The organism is Streptosporangium fragile, assembly GCF_039534445.1.
Taxonomy (GTDB): domain Bacteria; phylum Actinomycetota; class Actinomycetes; order Streptosporangiales; family Streptosporangiaceae; genus Streptosporangium; species Streptosporangium fragile.
Genome location: NZ_BAAAVI010000030.1, coordinates 1 through 14,892, shown reverse-complemented (window position 1 = coordinate 14,892; position 14,892 = coordinate 1). Strand labels below are relative to the sequence as shown.

Below are 14,892 nucleotides of genomic sequence, written 5' to 3'. Positions count from 1 at the left end.
GGGGACGGGGAAAGCCGGGATCCGCCGTCCGGGGGCGCCGGAGAGGGCCGGGCGCTCCAGTGGCCTTCCCGGCGGTGCCGGGAGGGGACGGGACCTAGCCGGCGAGGGGGACGCGGGTCGGCAGCGTCGGCTGGACGGGCACGCCGAGCATCGTCTCCACCTCGGTGACGAAGCGCTCGGCCTCGGAGATGAGCTCCTCGGCGTCGCGTGGCGAGATCACGCGGGTCACCCCGGCCTCGGCGGAGGCCCGCTTGACGGCGCTCGTCTCGAAATAGGGCGCCCAGTCGGCCAGCCGGGGCTCGGCCTCGGGCAGGAGCTCCCAGGCGCTGCGCAGCCTGCGTCTGCGGCCCTGCATGGGACGGGGCCGTGCGGCCAGCACGGCCGCGGCCGCCCGGAGCGCCGCCATGTGGGCGGCGACGTAACGGGCGGCGGAGGTCTTGGCCGCGGCGGCCTCTTCGAGGCAGTCGCGTGCGTCGGCGAGATGCGCCCGCACCGTGGACGAGAGCCGGGGCCCACCGGAATCGCTGAGCCGAGGGGTCATGCGCTTCAGCCTCCTTGGTCGCAAGCGGCTCCCGGCGTTTTCGCCGGTGAGACCACCTTCGCAGACCTCACCGACAATCCGCCGGGCGGCCGGACGAGGAGCTTCCCCTCTCCCCGCCCGCCACGGCCTGGCCCGATCGTCTCCGCCGACGACGAGGGCCAGGCCGACCGCCCTGGACGCGGGCCGCGAGCCCCGCGTCATTACATCGAACATAAATTCGATCACTAATGGTGTCAAGTGAACCCACGAACAAAAGTTCGATCTTCCCGGGCATGCGAAAGCCCCGGAAGATCGAGATCTTCCGGGGCCTCGCTCGTGGCCGGGACGCCCGGCGGGCGAACTCGCCTCGCACGTGGCAGGGACGCCTAGCGGGCGAACTTGCCTCGCACGTGCACCGGCACCCCCGTGCCGAGCAGGTCGGGAAGGACCTCCGCCACGTGCATCGGCAGCCGGACGCACCCGTGGGAGGCGGGCGTCAGCGGCACCGAGAGCGCGCCGTGGAAGGCGATGCCGCCGTTGAAGAAGATCGGGTTGTACAGCTGGCCCAGGTAGGACCGGTGCCAGCCGTCACGGCGCCAGGTCGTCTTGTAGTCGCCCGTCGGCGTACGGGCGTCGCCGCAGAACCGCTGGGTCTTCCCCTCCCAGGTGGCCGTCTCGCAGTACGGGATCCCGCTGCCGGAGGAGGTGTGGCTGATCAGCTTCACCGCGCCGCCGACGTAGAGGACCATCACCTGCTTGGTGAGGTTGACCTCCACCCGGGTCGGCTTGCCGTTCGGGACGAGCACCTTCGGAGCCTGCGGCGCCTCCAGGGCGGCCCAGGTCTTCTTCGCCACGGTGCTGGTCGGTGTGATGCCGTTGACCTTCTGGAAGGCCCAGACCGCCGTCAGGGTCGCCCCGCCGTAGCGGCCGTCGATCCGGCCGGGCGAGTAGCCGAGCTCGGCCAGGCGGGTCTGGAGCACCTTCACCGCGGAGCCCTTCGCTCCGAGCTTGAGCGTCTTGCCGGGAGCGGCGAACCCGGACGCCTCGGCCTTCGCACCCGTCTTCCCCGCCGCGGCCGGGGTGCCCGCGGCGACCTCGGCGAACGCGGTGACCGGCGCGTACGCGACGGCCGGCGCCGCGGCGTGGGCGGCGGTGGCACCTGCCATGGAGAGCAGCACGGCCCCGGCAGTCATCAGCGCGGCCGCTGCGGGCCGCCGTCCAACCCCCACTTTCGATCAACTCCTCATATCGCTGGTGACCGGACCAAGGGACCATAGCGCACGGCCCCGTCGGGTCTGCCGCCGATCAGGAGACGGCAATCGACAGTCAATCTGTTTAGAGTGGCCGCGTGCCAGAAAAGTTGCATCCGAACATCGAGAAGGTCGCCGCCGTCCTGCGCGAGCACGGCGTTCCCGGCGAGATCGTCGTCTTCGCGGAGGCCACCCCGACCGCGGCCACCGCGGCCGCGCAGCTCGGCTGCGAGGTCGGCGCCATCGCCAACAGCCTGGTGTTCGACGCCGACGGCGTTCCGCTCCTGGTGCTGACCAGCGGCGCCCACCGGGTGAACACCGACCTGATCGCCGAGACCGTCGGCGCGGCGAAGGTGAAGCGGGCGACCCCCGACTTCGTCCGCGCGGCCACCGGCCAGGTCATCGGCGGCGTCGGCCCGGTCGGCCACCCCGCCCCGATCCGGACCCTGGTCGACACCTGGCTCGGCAAGCACGAGGTGGTCTGGGCCGCCGCCGGTCACCCGCACACGGTCTTCCCCACCTCTTTCGACGAGCTGCTCCGCATCACGGGGGGCACCCCGGTCGACGTCGAATGACCCCGTCCGCCGCGCGGCGGCGGGCCCGGGTTCCGGAAGGCCTCCGCGCCGAAGAGCCCGACCAAAAAACCCATAAAAAATACTGAACGTCGCTTTCATGCCTATCAACGACCGGCGAGATGTCTGTTTTGCTAGGGTGCGACGCGTGATCGGACTGCGACGGATCGACCCCGATGAGTTCACCTCCCGGCTGGACGCGGTCCTCGACGTCTACATCGCGGCGATGAACCCGCCCGCCGACCAGATCGCCGGTCGCAAGGTCATCATGGGCAACCACGCCGGCAACCCCGGGTTCGCCTGCCTGTTCGCCGAGCGCTCCGACGGCACGCCGGTGGGGGTCGCCTACGGCTTCCACGGGGTCCCGGGGCAGTGGTGGCACGACGTGGTCAGCCGCGCCCTCGCGGAGAAGGGCGGCGAGGGAAGCGCCCGCGGGTGGCTGGGCGACGCGCTGGAACTCGCCGAGATCCACGTGCACCCCGACTACCAGGGCAAGGGCATCGGCCGGTCGCTGGTCCGGGGCATGTGCGCGGGCCGCCCCGAGCGCACCGCGGTGCTGTCGACACGCGACCGGCCCACCGCCGCCCGGCACCTCTACCGCAGCATCGGCTTCGTCGACCTGCTCACCGGGTTCGTCTTCCCCGGCGGCTACGAACGCTACGCGATCCTCGGGGCGGCGCTGCCGCTGCGCGGCTGAGCGGGAACGAACCGGAACAGCCGCCCAGCCGGGGCCGCCCAGCCGGGGAGGGCGGGGCGGACCCGGGCGGCTCAGACGGGCAGCGGGGCCACGCTCGGCGCGGGGTCGAGAGCCTGGAAGACCTCGCGGGTCGCGCTGGAGCGGTTGAAGGTGATGAAGTGGATGCCGGGCGCGCCCTCGTCGAGCAGGGTCTGGCAGAGTTCGGCGGCGTGCTCGATGCCCAGGCTGCGCACGGCCGCGGGGTCGTCGGCGACGGCCTCGAACCGGGCGGCCACCTCGGGCGGGAAGGGCGCGCCGGAGAGCTGCTCGGACCTGGCGATCGTGCTCATCTGCGTGACGGGCATGATGCCGGGGATGATCGGGGTGTCGCAGCCCCTGGCCGCCACCCGGTCACGCAGCCGCAGGTAGTCGTCCGCGCGGAAGAACATCTGCGTGATCGCGTAGTCGGCGCCCGCGCGGCACTTGCGCACGAAGTACTCGGTGTCGGACTCGATCGAGGGCGACCTCGGGTGCTTGTACGGGAAGGCGGCCACGCCCACGCAGAAGTCGCCGGCCTGGCGGATCAGCCGGACCAGTTCCTCGGCGTACAGGACGCCCTCGGGGTGGCGCACCCACTCACCCGTCACGTCACCCGGCGGGTCGCCCCGCACGGCGAGGATGTTGCGCACGCCCGCCCCGGCGAACCGGCCCACCAGGTGGCGCAGCTCGCGGACGGAGTGGTTGACGGCGGTGAAGTGGGCGACCGGGGTCAGCGTGGTCTCGTGGGCGATGCGCTCCACGATGTCGACCGTGCGGTCGCGGGTGCTGCCGCCGGCGCCGTAAGTGACGGACACGAAGGTGGGGCGCAGCGCCTCCAGCTCGCGGACGGCGCGCCAGAGGTGCCGTTCCCCCTCCTCGGTCTTCGGCGGCATGAACTCGAAGGAGAACGAGCGGGCACCGGCGGCGAGGAGCTCGCGGACGGTGGGAACGCGATCGGGAAGGACGGACGGGCGACCCAGAGCCATGGGTCCAGGGTACTGGCCCGGCCGCCCCGGTGGTCGTTCCCACCCTGCCCCCGCCCCGCCCCGGCCGGAACCGGCCACGGAAACGCGGCCCCGGGAACGCCGGATGACCGCCGCCCCGCCGGGGGCGGCACCGCGGGGGCGCCGGGGGCCCGAGACCGCGGCAACGGCGGCACGACAGAGCCGCCGGACGGTGGGCGACGCCACACCGAGGGCGCGTGACAGGAACCACCGAACGGTGGGCGACGTCACAGGCGACGCCACACCGAGGGCGCGTGACAGGAGCCACCGGACGGCCGCTTTCGGAAAGCCTGATGACCACTTTGGTGGAAATATCAGCAGAACAGACCCTAGATCCGCATATCTTCCTTCGACGGTTAGTCTCGTACCATGACCGCTTCCGCAGCCGCGCTCGACACCATCCGCTCCGAGGTCGACCGTTCCCTCCGGCAGTTCGTCGACCGGCGGCGACCGCAGGTCGGCGCCCCCGAGGTGGTGCCTCTGATCACCGCGGTCGAGGACTTCCTCTCGGCCGGCAAGCGACTACGGCCCGCCTTCTGCTACTGGGGCTGGCGTGGCGCGGGCGGAAGCGGCGACGACCCGGCGTTCTTCTCCGCCGCGGCCTCGCTGGAGCTGCTGCAGGCCAGCGCCCTGGTGCACGACGACGTGATGGACGCCAGCGACCTGCGCCGGGGCATGCCCTCGGCGCATCGCAGGTTCGAGGAACTGCACAGGAAGGCCGGCTGGCACGGCTCCGCCGAGCAGTTCGGCGAGGGGGCGGCCATCCTGCTGGGGAACCTGATGCTCATCTGGTCCGGCGAGATGTGGCGGACCAGCGGGCTGCCCCGCGCCTCGCTGGAGGCGGCCCAGCAGGTCTACGACGACATGCGCACCGAGCTGATGTGCGGCCAGTACCTGGACCTGCTGGAGCAGGCGCACGGTGAGGGCACCTTCGACAGCGCGCTGCGCGTGGCCCTGTTCAAGAGCGGCAAGTACTCCGTGGAGCAGCCCCTGCGGCTCGGCCTGGTGCTCGCCGCGCAGGGCGGGCGACCGTGGATCGACCGGCTCTGCGAGGAGTACGGGCGGTGCGTGGGCATCGCCTTCCAGCTCCGCGACGACATCCTCGGGGTCTTCGGCGATCCCGAGGAGACCGGCAAGCCCGCGGGCGACGACCTGCGGGAGGGCAAGCGGACGATGCTCATCGCCCGCACGCTCGCGGCGGCCTCACCGGAGCAGGCCGAGGCGGTGCGCGGCACGCTCGGCGACCCGGACCTGGACACGGCCGGGGTCGACCGACTGCGGCAGATCATCGAGGAGACGGGCGCCCTCGCGGCGTGCGAGGAGATGATCAAGGGATATCTGGAGAACGCGCTCGTCTCCCTGGAGAGCTCCCCGATCACCGAGGACGCCCGCGCGGCCCTGGCCGAGCTGGCCGTGGCCGCGACCTCCCGCCGCACCTGACCGGCCGCCGCGGCCCGGACCTCCGGAAGAGGCGGCCGGCCGGGGCGAGGGTCAGACGGCGGCCAGGCGCCGCTTGAACTCCTCGGCCGCCGACTTGGGGTCGTCGGCCTCGGTGATGGCCCGCACGACCACGACCCGGCGCACGCCGTACGAGATGACCTCGTCCAGGTTGGCGAGGTCGATGCCGCCGATGCCGAACCAGGGCCGGTCGGTCCCCAGGGCCGCGGCGTGCCGGAGCAGGCCGGGGCCCGGCGCGGGCCGGCCGGGCTTGGTGGGCGTGGGCCAGATCGGGCCGCAGCAGAAGTAGTCGACGCCGGGCTCGACGGCCGCGGCGGACGCCTCCTCGGGGGCGTGAGTGGAACGCCCGATGAGGATGTCGTCGCCGAGGATGTCGCGCGCGACGGCCACCGGCAGGTCGTCCTGGCCGAGGTGGAGCACGTCGGGGCGGATCGCGTACGCGATGTCCGCCCGGTCGTTCACGGCCAGGAGCTTGCCGTGCCGGTCGCACGCCTCGCGGAAGACGGACAGCAGCTCCAGCTCCTGACGCGCCTCCAGGCCCTTCTCTCTCAGCTGGACGATGTCGACCCCGCCCGTGAGAGCGGCGTCCAGGAAGTCGGCGAGGTCTCCCCGGTCACGGCGCCCGTCGGTGCACAGGTACAGGCGGGCGTCAGAAAGCGAGGGCTTGGGCACGCCTCTTGACCTCCGTGTGGCGGCCCGCGAGGATCGCCTCGGCCGGCGAACCCGGGAGGGTGTCGTCCGGCGTGAAAAGCCAGCGGAGGGCTTCGACGTCGTCGTATCCGGCGTCGAGAAGCACGGTGAGGGTGCCGGGCAGCCCCTTGACGACATCGCCTCCGGCGATGAACGCGGCGGGCACCTGGGGCTCTCCCCCGTCCCGGCGCACCCCGATGAGCTTGTGGTCCTTGAGAAGTTGCTTTGCGCGACCGGTGCTGAGGTTGAGCCTCCTGGCCACCTCGGTGAGGGTGAGCCACTCGCCCACCAGCTGGTCGGTCTCCCGGTCGATCTGCGCAACAGAAAGCGTCACGAAACCACCACTACCACATCGTGCCCTCCGCCAAACACCCCGGAGGCGAGGTCAGGCCACCGTGCAGTCGCGCAGCGCCACCGCGGGGTCGGCGAGGCGTCCGGCGTCGAGCCGGTGCCCGCTCTCGATGAGGCGGCGCCCCTGCAGCAGGTCGCGGGGGCGGTTGACCGCCAGGATCGCGGTGAGCCGATCGTCGTCGGTCAGCCAGCACACCCCCCATCTGGCCTTCCCCTCGGCCGCCGGGTCACCGCGCATGATCATTCGGGCGCCGTCGTGGTGCCCGGCGTACTGGACCATGTGGCCGAACTGCTCGGACCAGAAGTAGGGGACCGGGTCGTAGACCGCGGTCTCGCCGAGGAGCGTGGCGACGGCCACCTCCGGGGCGCCCAGGGCGGTGTCCCAGTGCTCGACGCGGAGGCGGCGGCCGTAGCGGCGCGACCACCAGGCGGCGCAGTCGCCCACGGCGACGACGTCCGGCAGCGAGGTGCGCAGGTGCTCGTCGGTGACGACCCCGTTGTCCAGCCGGACGCCGGACCCGGTCAGCCACTCGGTGGCGGGGCGCACGCCCACACCGGTGACGACCACCTCGGCCTCGACCGCGGAGCCGTCGGCCAGGGTGACGCCACCCTGGTCGACGGAGGCGACCAGGGTGCCCAGGCGCAGGTCGACGCCCGCCTCCTCGTACCAGGGGGCGGTGTACGAGCCGACCCGGCCGAGCGCGGCGGCCAGCGGCGTGTCGGCGGCCTCGATGACGGTCACGGCGCAGCCGGCCTTGCGGGCGGCGGTGGCCACCTCGGCGCCGATCCAGCCGGCGCCGATCACCGCGACCCCGGTGCCCTCGGTGAGCAGGGAGCGCAGTTCGAGCGCGTCGTCGATGGTGCGCAGGACGTGCTGGGGGCCGTCGCCGCGCAGCCGGACGGGGCGCGCGCCGGTGGCGATCACCAGGCCGTCGTAGGCCAGCTCGCCCTCGGTGGTCTCGACCACGCCGGGATGGAGTCCCTTGGCGACCACGCCGGGACGGAAGTCGACCTCGAGCGCGTCGAGGTCGGAGTCGACGATCGTGGAGTCGGTCTCCCCGAGCAGCACGCCCTTGGACAGGGGCGGGCGGTCGTAGGGACGGTGCCGCTCCTCACCGATCATCGTGATCGTGCCGCCGAACCCGTGGGCCCGTAAGGCTTCGACGCTGCGCACACCGGCGAGACCGGCCCCAACTACCACGACATGATTCACACTTCACGACGATAAGCGTCAGGAGGCGCCTCCTACCAACGGTCGTTGATAACGAAAACGGTATTTAGCTCACATCCCACGCACTGAGTGCGGTGCGAGAACCCTTAGGGTGGGGGGAGAAGACGCGCGGGAGCCCGGATACGCACCGGGCTGAGAGGAGGGCTGCGGACGCGAGGAGCCCAGCGACCACCGACGTTCCGGGAACGGCGCCGCATGACGGCGCGGCCGGGCACGGGGCGGGACGCGAGGATCCGGGCGAGCCGCAAGCGAGCCCTCGACCGCCAGGAACCTGATCCGGGTCATGCCGGCGAAGGGAGCGGAGCACACATGGCACACCGCTTCGACGTCCTCGTCATCGGCGGGGGCGTGATCGGGCTGTCGGTCGCCTGGCGCGCGGCCGGGCGCGGCCTGCGGGTCGCGGTGGCCGACCCCGCGCCCGCCTCGGGCGCGTCACACGCGGCGGCGGGCATGCTGGCACCGGTCAGCGAGGTCACCTACACGGAGGAGCCGCTGCTCCGGCTGGGCCTGGCCTCCCTGCAGAGATGGCCCGCCTTCGCCGCCGAGCTCGCCGAGGCGAGCGGGCACGACCTCGACTACCGCACCGACGGGACGCTCGACGTCGCCTTCGGCTCCGACGACCTGGCCGCGCTGGACGACCTGGCCGCGTTCGTCGACAAACTGGGGCTGCCCGCCGAACGCCTCACCGGCCGCGAGTGCCGCCGCCTCGAGCCGATGCTCGCCCCCGCCGTCCGCGGCGGCATGCTGGCCGGCGGCGACGCCTGGGTCGACCCCAGGAGGGTCACCAGGGCGCTCCTGGCGGCCCTGGAACGCGCCGGGGGCGCGCTGCTCCGGTCCCGGGTGGCCGAGGTGCTCACGGCGTCGGACGCGGTCACCGGGGTGCGGCTGGCGACCGGCGAGACCGTCGGCGCCGACCGGGTCGTGCTGGCGGCCGGCGCCTGGTCGGGGAACCTGGCCGGGCTGCCTCCCGAGGCGCTGCCTCCGGTGCGGCCCGTCAAGGGCCAGATCATGCGGCTGCGCTCCCCCGCGCCGGTCCTCCGGCGGTGCGTGCGCGGAGCCGTCCACGGCTCGAACGTGTACCTGGTGCCGCGCGGGGACGGGGAGGTCGTCCTCGGCGCCACCCAGGAGGAGATGGGCTTCGACACCCGCGTCACCGCCGGCGGGCTGTGGGAGCTGCTGCGCGACGCGCGGGAGCTCGTCCCCGGCGTGACGGAGCTGGAGGTGGCCGACGTGGTCGCCGGGCTGCGCCCCGGCACCCCGGACAACCTGCCGCTGGTCGGCCCCGCCTCCGTGCCGGGGCTGTGGCTGGCCACCGGCCACCACCGGGGCGGGGTGCTGCTCGCCCCGCTCACCGCCGACCTCTGCTGGGGCGAGGCGGACCGGGAACTCTCCACGATCTGCTCGCCCCTCCGCTTCCGGGAGCGCCCATGAAGGTGACCATCAACGGGACCGCGCACGAACTGCCCGACGGGGCGACCGTCGCGCAGGCCGTACGGATACTGACCGCGAACAGGAGCGGGGTGGCCGTCGCGGTGAACGACGAGGTCGTCTCACGGGGCGCATGGGACTCCACGGCGCTCGCCGAGGACGACCGGGTCGAGGTGCTCACGGCGGTACAGGGAGGATGACGGTGCTCACGACGGCGCGGGGAGCGGTGCGGAGAGGATGACGGACATGAACGACGATCTGATCATCGGCGGGGAGAAGTTCTCCTCCCGCCTCATCATGGGCACCGGCGGCGCACCCTCCCTGGAGGTCCTGGACGCGGCGCTCGTCGCCTCGGGGACGGAGCTGACCACGGTCGCGATGCGACGGCTCGACCCCTCCGCCCACGGCTCGGTGCTCGACGTGCTCCGCAGGCGCGGCATCAAGGTCCTGCCGAACACCGCGGGCTGCTTCACCGCAGGGGAGGCCGTGCTGACCGCCCGGCTGGCCCGGGAGGCGCTGGAGACCGACTGGGTGAAGCTGGAGGTGATCGCCGATGAGCGGACCCTGCTGCCCGACCCCCTGGAGACCTTCGACGCCGCCGAACGCCTGGTCGCCGACGGGTTCACGGTGCTTCCCTACATCGGTGACGACCCGGTGCTGGCGCGCAGGCTGGAGCAGGCGGGCTGCGCGGCGGTGATGCCGCTGGGCGCGCCGATCGGCTCCGGGCTCGGCATCCGCAACCCGCACAACATCGAGCTCATCGTGGAGTTCGCGAACGTGCCGGTCATCCTGGACGCCGGGATCGGCACGGCCAGCGACGCGGCGCTGGCGATGGAGCTGGGCTGTGACGCGGTGCTCCTCGCCACCGCGGTCACCCGTGCCCGGCAGCCGGAACTGATGGCGCAGGCCATGCGGTCGGCCGTCGCCGCGGGCCGGGCGGCCCACCTGGCCGGACGGATACCCCGGCGTCGCTACGCGGAGGCGTCCTCGCCCCTTCATCGATAGAAAACGACCACGTCTCGGCATCGGTTTGGGATTCGCAGACCCGGCGGGACTCAAATCGCCCGTAAACTCGGGCACGTGGACACGACGCTTACGGACCCCCTAGTCGGGAAACTCCTCGACGGGCGTTATCGCGTCGAGTCCCGGATCGCCCGGGGCGGCATGGCGACCGTCTATCTGGCCCTGGACATCCGGCTCGACCGCATGGTCGCTGTGAAGGTCATGCACCGCACACTGGCCGAGGACCCCGCCTTCGTGCGGCGCTTCATCGGCGAGGCCAAGTCGGTGGCGAGCCTGTCGCACCCCAACGTGGTGCACGTGTTCGACCAGGGCACGGACGGCGGCAACGTCTACCTGTCGATGGAGTACGTGCCGGGGCGCACGCTGCGCGACGTGCTTCGCGCCCGGGGCAGGTTCCCCGCCCGCGAGGCGCTCGAGGTCATGATCCCCGTCCTCGCCGCGCTGGGCGCCGCCCACCAGGCCGGGATGGTCCATCGTGACGTCAAGCCGGAGAACGTGCTGATCGCCGACGACGGGCGGGTCAAGGTCGTGGACTTCGGCCTGGCCAGGGCGATCGAGGCGACCAACCAGACTCGCACCGGTGTCATGATCGGCACCATCGGCTACATGTCGCCCGAGCAGGTGACCTCGGGCGCCGCCGACGCCCGCAGCGACGTCTACGCGGCCGGCATCATGCTGTTCGAGCTGCTGACCGGCCGCCAGCCGTACGAGGGCGACACCCCCATGTCGGTGGCCTACCGGCACGTGCACGACACCGTGCCGGTGCCCTCGGCGCTGCTGCCCGGCTCCCACCCGCTCCTCGACACGCTGGTGGCCCAGGCGACGGCCCGCGACCCGGCCGGCCGGCCGGCCGACGCCACCGCGATGCTGGTCGCCGCCGTCGACGCGCACCGGATGCTCCCCCGCGAGAGCGGCCCGGTCCCGGCGGTCCCGGCGGCTCCGGTCCCGGCCGGGCCGGCGGCGGCCACGCAGGTCCACCCGGCGGCCCCCGCGCCCGGGCCGGTCAACCAGACCCTCATCCAGCCCCGCGCCGACCTGCTCACCGGCCCGGCCGGCGGCCAGGCACCGCCGGCGGCACCGGCGGCACCGGCGGCACCGAAGGAGCGCCGGCGCCCGCGGGCCCGGTGGTTCCTGATCGGGCTGGCCGTGGTGATGGTGATCGCGGTCGGCGTGACCGGCTGGCTGTTCTCGCAGGACACCTCGATCAAGGTGCCCTACCTGATCGGGCAGAACGCCACGCTCGCCGCCACCGAGGCCAAACAGCGCGGCTTCGTCGTCGAGGAGGGCAAGGCCGAGAACGACGAGAAGGTGCCCAAGGGCAACGTGCTGCGCACCGAACCGACCTCGGGCACCGAGGTCGAGCCGGGCACCAAGCTGATCATCATCGCCTCGGCCGGCCCCAAGCGGGTCGCCGTGCCCAACGTGGTGGGGCTGAGTGCCCCCGACGCCCGCGTCAAACTGGCCGAGGCCGGGCTCGTCCCCGGGAGCGTCCGGAGGCAGGCCAGCGATACCGTCCCCCGTGACCAGGTGATGCGCACCAGTCCCGCCGTGGGCAACCCGGTCAAGGAGGGCAGCAAGGTCAACCTGGTCGTCAGCGCGGGCCTCGTCATGCCGGACGTCAAGGGCATGCCCCGCGACCAGGCCGACCAGACGCTGCGCACGGCGGGTTTCGTCCCCGAGTTCGTCGAGCAGGTCGACGCCGCCCAGCCGTGCACCGTCATCGCCCAGGACCCGCAGCCCAACACGGAGGTCGACAAGGGCGCCGTGGTCCGGCTGACCCTCTCGCAGTGCGCCAATCCCGAGTGGCACTGGCCGTGGGAGAACGGCCAGAACCCCAACGACCCCGGCCAGAACGTCATCGTCATCCCGAACATCGTGTTCAAGGACGTCAAGGCCGCCAGGCAGGAGCTCCAGACGGCGGGGATGCGGGTGAAGGTGAAAAAAGCCCTGGGCCGGGGGGTGGTCGTGGCGCAGATCCCGGCGGGCGGCCAGCCGGTTCCCCCCGGCACCGAAGTGACCATCTGGCACTGAGCTGACCTTCCGGATCCCGGTTCCGGGCCCGCTCCCGGGCCCGGAACCGGGATCCGCGCATACGGGGCCGGCCGGGGCCGGCGTCATGACCGGGACCGGCGCCCGGAGGCACCCGGCCCGCGAGCAGCGGGGAACGGGCGGACGACGGGAAGCGGACGGCGGCCCCGCCCGGGGCCGGGCGGTCAGCCGCCGGTCAGGAAACCGTGGAGGCGGACCCGCGCGAGGCCGCCGTCGGGATGGATGTCCACCCGGACGTGCGTGGCCGGCGGCGCGCCCTCGATACGGAAGCGGTGCGGGGTGTCGGGCAGCAGGCGGGTCCGCGGCAGCAACGGGAACCAGGTGTCCCCGTCCGCGGTGCCGGTGAGGGTGACCGCGGCCGGGGCGTTGAAGACCAGGTTGGTCGTGTCGATCTCGGCAAGCCTGACGACGCCGGCGCCGGCCAGGCGGATCACCAGCCAGTCGTTCCCGCCGTCGCGACGCCGGGCCGTCTCCCAGCCCTCGGCCTGGTGGCGGGCGAGGCCGGGGGCGATGACGTTGTTGGGCGAGGAGTAGAACTCGTTGGAGCAGCCCGTGACGAGGCCGCCGTTCTCCAGGGCGGCCAGGTCCAGGCCGAGCCCCTCGTACAGGCTCAGGTCGGGCCTGACCTCGCCGTGCACGCGCAGCCGGGCGATGCCTCCGTCGGGGAACATGTTCAGCCGGACGTGCGTGTAGCGGCGTTCGTCGGCCACCTCGAAGAAGTGCTCGGCGTCGCCCGTGACGGCGCTGCGGGGGACGATCTCCACCCAGTCGGCGGACTCCAGTTCGGCGGCCGTCGGGTAGCCCCCGGCCGCGGTGGCCTCGACGGAGGCGTGGGGCGGGTAGTTGCCCGTGAACCAGGCGGTGTCGATCACCACGCCCCGGATCGCGCCGGGCATGCCGAGCCTGACCAGGGCCCAGTCGTGGCCGGGCTCGCGCCGCCTGCGGGTCTCCCAGCCGTCGTAGACCTGCCCCTTGGCGCCGAAGGTGTGCGGCCGGAAGCCGGGCCGGCCGGGGCGGATCAGGTTCTCCCGCTCGGCGAAGGACTCGTCGTTGGCGGCGATGACGGAGCCGCCGAGGGTGCGCAGGGCGAGGTCGGGCAGCGCGGTGAAACCGGCCCCGGCGGTGCCGGGCGGGCCGGAGGGGCGCGGGACATCGGAGGCGCCGGCAGCGGGACGGGGCGTCAAAGGAGGCTCCCTCGCGGATCTTCCCCCACGGCCCGGCCGCGCAGCCAGGTCGTGCGGACCACGCCGGTGAGGGTCCGGCCGTGGTAGGGGGTGACCGGGTTCCTGTGGTGCAGGGCGGCGACGTCCACGGTGTGCGGGGCGTCGGCGTCGAAGGCGACCAGGTCGGCGTCGGCGCCCTCGGCGAGGGCGCCCTTGCCCCGCAGCCCGGCCAGCGCGGCGGGGCCCGCGGCCATCCACCGGACCACGTCGCCCAGGCCGTGCCCGCGCCGCGAGGCCTCGGTCCAGACGGCGGTCAGGCCGAGCTGCAGGGAGGAGATCCCGCCCCAGGCGGCGGCGAAGTCGGGCACCTTCAGGTCCGGGGTGGACGGGGAGTGGTCGGAGACGACGCAGCTCAGCAGCCCGTCGGCGAGCCCGCGCCAGAGCTCGTCGCGGTTGGCCGCGGAACGGATGGGCGGGCAGCACTTGAACTGGGTCGCGCCCTCCGGCACGTCCTCGGCCGCCAGCGTGAGGTAGTGGGGACAGGTCTCCGCGGTGAGCCGTACCCCCCGCCGGCGCGCGTCGGCCAGCGGCTCCAGGCAGAGCGCGGACGACACGTGCAGGATGTGCGTCCGCACCCCGGTCTCCCCGGCCAGTTCGGCGACCCGCTCGACCGCGCGGCGCTCGGACTCGCCCGGCCGCGAGGCGAGGAACTCCCGGTACCCCGGCCCGGCGGGGTCGGCGAGCAGCGCGGGGTCCTCGGCGTGGACGACCAGCAGGCCGTCGAAGGAGGCGATCTCCACCATGGCGGCCCGCAGGCCGTCCAGGTCCAGCGGCGGGAACTCGTCCACGCCGGAGGGGGACAGGAAGCACTTGAACCCGCGCACGCCCGCCTCGTGCAGCGGCCGCAGGTCGGCCAGGTTACCGGGGATCGCCCCGCCCCAGAAGGCGACGTCCACCCGGCACTGCCCGTCCGCGGCCCGCCGCTTGGCGGCCAGCGCGGCGGTGTTCACGGTCGGCGGCAGCGAGTTGAGCGGCATGTCCACGATCGTGGTCACCCCGCCCGCCGCGGCGGCCCGGGTGGCGCTGGCGAAGCCCTCCCAGTGCGTGCGGCCCGGCTCGTTGACGTGCACGTGGCTGTCGACCAGGCCGGGCAGCAGCGCGACGTGGCCGAGGTCGACCTGCTCGGCGGCGGTCAGGTCCGCGTCGTAGGCGTGCACCCCGGCGATCCTTCCGCCGCGCACGGCCACCGCCGCCGGGCGCTCGCCGTCCGGCAGCACGGCCCGCCGCGACCGGACGACCAGGTCCGGCACGTCCCCGGCTCCCATGCTCATCACCTCTCCGCTTTCCTCGCGCGGCCCGTCCCGGCCGCCCGCCTCGCCCCGTCCCCGCGCCGCCGCAGGCGGGCCCGGGCGCCCCGGCCCCGGTGTGCCGCCCGCGC

General features: G+C 73.4%; 15 protein-coding genes. 7 read left to right on the top strand and 8 right to left on the bottom strand.

What is annotated here, in order from left to right; all coding sequences use genetic code 11:
• Positions 1-94: 94 nt before the first annotated feature.
• Both ABD841_RS20820 and ABD841_RS20815 read right to left on the bottom strand, forming a co-directional pair.
• Positions 95-541, bottom strand: coding sequence for an SAV_6107 family HEPN domain-containing protein (locus tag ABD841_RS20820; protein ID WP_344974175.1), 447 nt, complete (start codon positions 539-541; stop codon positions 95-97).
• 365 nt (positions 542-906) lie between these two features.
• Positions 907-1,749 carry a L,D-transpeptidase family protein gene (locus tag ABD841_RS20815; RefSeq protein WP_344974172.1) on the bottom strand — a complete coding sequence of 281 codons (843 nt, stop codon included), beginning with the start codon at positions 1,747-1,749 and terminating at the stop codon, positions 907-909.
• 119 nt (positions 1,750-1,868) lie between these two features.
• Between ABD841_RS20815 and ABD841_RS20810 the strand changes: the two genes are divergently transcribed.
• Together ABD841_RS20810 and ABD841_RS20805 are read left to right on the top strand one after the other, a co-directional pair.
• A complete protein-coding gene (locus ABD841_RS20810) occupies positions 1,869-2,345 on the top strand; it encodes a YbaK/EbsC family protein (protein WP_344974169.1) in 477 nt (158 codons plus the stop codon).
• A gap of 145 nt (positions 2,346-2,490) precedes the next feature.
• Positions 2,491-3,039: a GNAT family N-acetyltransferase gene (locus ABD841_RS20805; RefSeq protein WP_344974166.1), complete on the top strand. Its 549-nt coding sequence runs from the start codon at positions 2,491-2,493 to the stop codon at positions 3,037-3,039.
• 71 nt (positions 3,040-3,110) lie between these two features.
• Here ABD841_RS20805 and metF read toward each other — a convergent pair whose 3' ends face one another.
• Positions 3,111-4,043, bottom strand: coding sequence for a methylenetetrahydrofolate reductase [NAD(P)H] (gene metF / locus ABD841_RS20800; RefSeq protein ID WP_344974163.1), 933 nt, complete (start codon positions 4,041-4,043; stop codon positions 3,111-3,113).
• A gap of 387 nt (positions 4,044-4,430) precedes the next feature.
• Between metF and ABD841_RS20795 the strand changes: the two genes are divergently transcribed.
• Positions 4,431-5,501 carry a polyprenyl synthetase family protein gene (locus tag ABD841_RS20795; protein WP_344974161.1) on the top strand — a complete coding sequence of 357 codons (1,071 nt, stop codon included), beginning with the start codon at positions 4,431-4,433 and terminating at the stop codon, positions 5,499-5,501.
• 51 nt (positions 5,502-5,552) lie between these two features.
• Here the strand turns inward: ABD841_RS20795 and thiE are convergent, their stop codons facing one another.
• Genes thiE through ABD841_RS20780 form a run of 3 tightly spaced genes read right to left on the bottom strand, consistent with a single transcriptional unit; the run spans position 5,553 to position 7,773 of the window.
• The gene (gene thiE / locus ABD841_RS20790) at positions 5,553-6,191 is read right to left on the bottom strand and encodes a thiamine phosphate synthase (protein ID WP_344974159.1); all 639 of its coding nucleotides are present in this window, start codon (positions 6,189-6,191) and stop codon (positions 5,553-5,555) included.
• Positions 6,169-6,543, bottom strand: coding sequence for an Rv2175c family DNA-binding protein (locus ABD841_RS20785; RefSeq protein WP_344974157.1), 375 nt, complete (start codon positions 6,541-6,543; stop codon positions 6,169-6,171). The genes thiE and ABD841_RS20785 overlap by 23 nt, the downstream gene beginning before the upstream one ends.
• Before the next feature lie 51 nt (positions 6,544-6,594).
• Complete coding sequence (locus ABD841_RS20780) at positions 6,595-7,773, bottom strand: NAD(P)/FAD-dependent oxidoreductase (protein WP_344974155.1); 1,179 nt, start codon at positions 7,771-7,773, stop codon at positions 6,595-6,597.
• Positions 7,774-8,100: 327 nt separating this feature from the next.
• On the opposite strand from ABD841_RS20780, the gene thiO reads away from it, so the two are divergent.
• The 4 genes from thiO to pknB all read left to right on the top strand — a co-directional run bounded on the left by thiO (position 8,101) and on the right by pknB (position 12,273).
• Complete coding sequence (gene thiO, locus ABD841_RS20775) at positions 8,101-9,222, top strand: glycine oxidase ThiO (protein WP_344974153.1); 1,122 nt, start codon at positions 8,101-8,103, stop codon at positions 9,220-9,222.
• The gene (gene thiS / locus ABD841_RS20770) at positions 9,219-9,419 is read left to right on the top strand and encodes a sulfur carrier protein ThiS (protein WP_344974151.1); all 201 of its coding nucleotides are present in this window, start codon (positions 9,219-9,221) and stop codon (positions 9,417-9,419) included. The genes thiO and thiS overlap by 4 nt, the downstream gene beginning before the upstream one ends.
• 46 nt (positions 9,420-9,465) lie before the next feature.
• Positions 9,466-10,224, top strand: coding sequence for a thiazole synthase (locus tag ABD841_RS20765; protein WP_344974149.1), 759 nt, complete (start codon positions 9,466-9,468; stop codon positions 10,222-10,224).
• A gap of 75 nt (positions 10,225-10,299) precedes the next feature.
• On the top strand, positions 10,300-12,273 hold the full coding sequence (pknB, locus tag ABD841_RS20760; RefSeq protein ID WP_344974147.1) for a Stk1 family PASTA domain-containing Ser/Thr kinase: 1,974 nt from the start codon (positions 10,300-10,302) through the stop codon (positions 12,271-12,273).
• 182 nt (positions 12,274-12,455) lie between these two features.
• Here pknB and alc read toward each other — a convergent pair whose 3' ends face one another.
• On the bottom strand, positions 12,456-13,475 hold the full coding sequence (gene alc / locus ABD841_RS20755) for an allantoicase (RefSeq protein WP_344974146.1): 1,020 nt from the start codon (positions 13,473-13,475) through the stop codon (positions 12,456-12,458).
• A complete protein-coding gene (gene allB, locus ABD841_RS20750; protein ID WP_425582014.1) occupies positions 13,472-14,785 on the bottom strand; it encodes an allantoinase AllB in 1,314 nt (437 codons plus the stop codon). The genes alc and allB overlap by 4 nt, the downstream gene beginning before the upstream one ends.
• Between the last annotated feature and the right edge of the window lie 107 nt (positions 14,786-14,892).

What these genes read in the sequence shown, in the direction of transcription:
- ABD841_RS20820 (WP_344974175.1), bottom strand. Translation starts at nt 541, where the DNA reads ATGACCCCTCGGCTCAGCGATTCCGGTGGGCCCCGGCTCTCGTCCACG.
- thiS (WP_344974151.1), top strand. Translation starts at nt 9,219, where the DNA reads ATGAAGGTGACCATCAACGGGACCGCGCACGAACTGCCCGACGGGGCG.
- metF (WP_344974163.1), bottom strand. Translation starts at nt 4,043, where the DNA reads ATGGCTCTGGGTCGCCCGTCCGTCCTTCCCGATCGCGTTCCCACCGTC.
- ABD841_RS20795 (WP_344974161.1), top strand. Translation starts at nt 4,431, where the DNA reads ATGACCGCTTCCGCAGCCGCGCTCGACACCATCCGCTCCGAGGTCGAC.
- thiO (WP_344974153.1), top strand. Translation starts at nt 8,101, where the DNA reads ATGGCACACCGCTTCGACGTCCTCGTCATCGGCGGGGGCGTGATCGGG.
- ABD841_RS20765 (WP_344974149.1), top strand. Translation starts at nt 9,466, where the DNA reads ATGAACGACGATCTGATCATCGGCGGGGAGAAGTTCTCCTCCCGCCTC.
- allB (WP_425582014.1), bottom strand. Translation starts at nt 14,785, where the DNA reads ATGAGCATGGGAGCCGGGGACGTGCCGGACCTGGTCGTCCGGTCGCGG.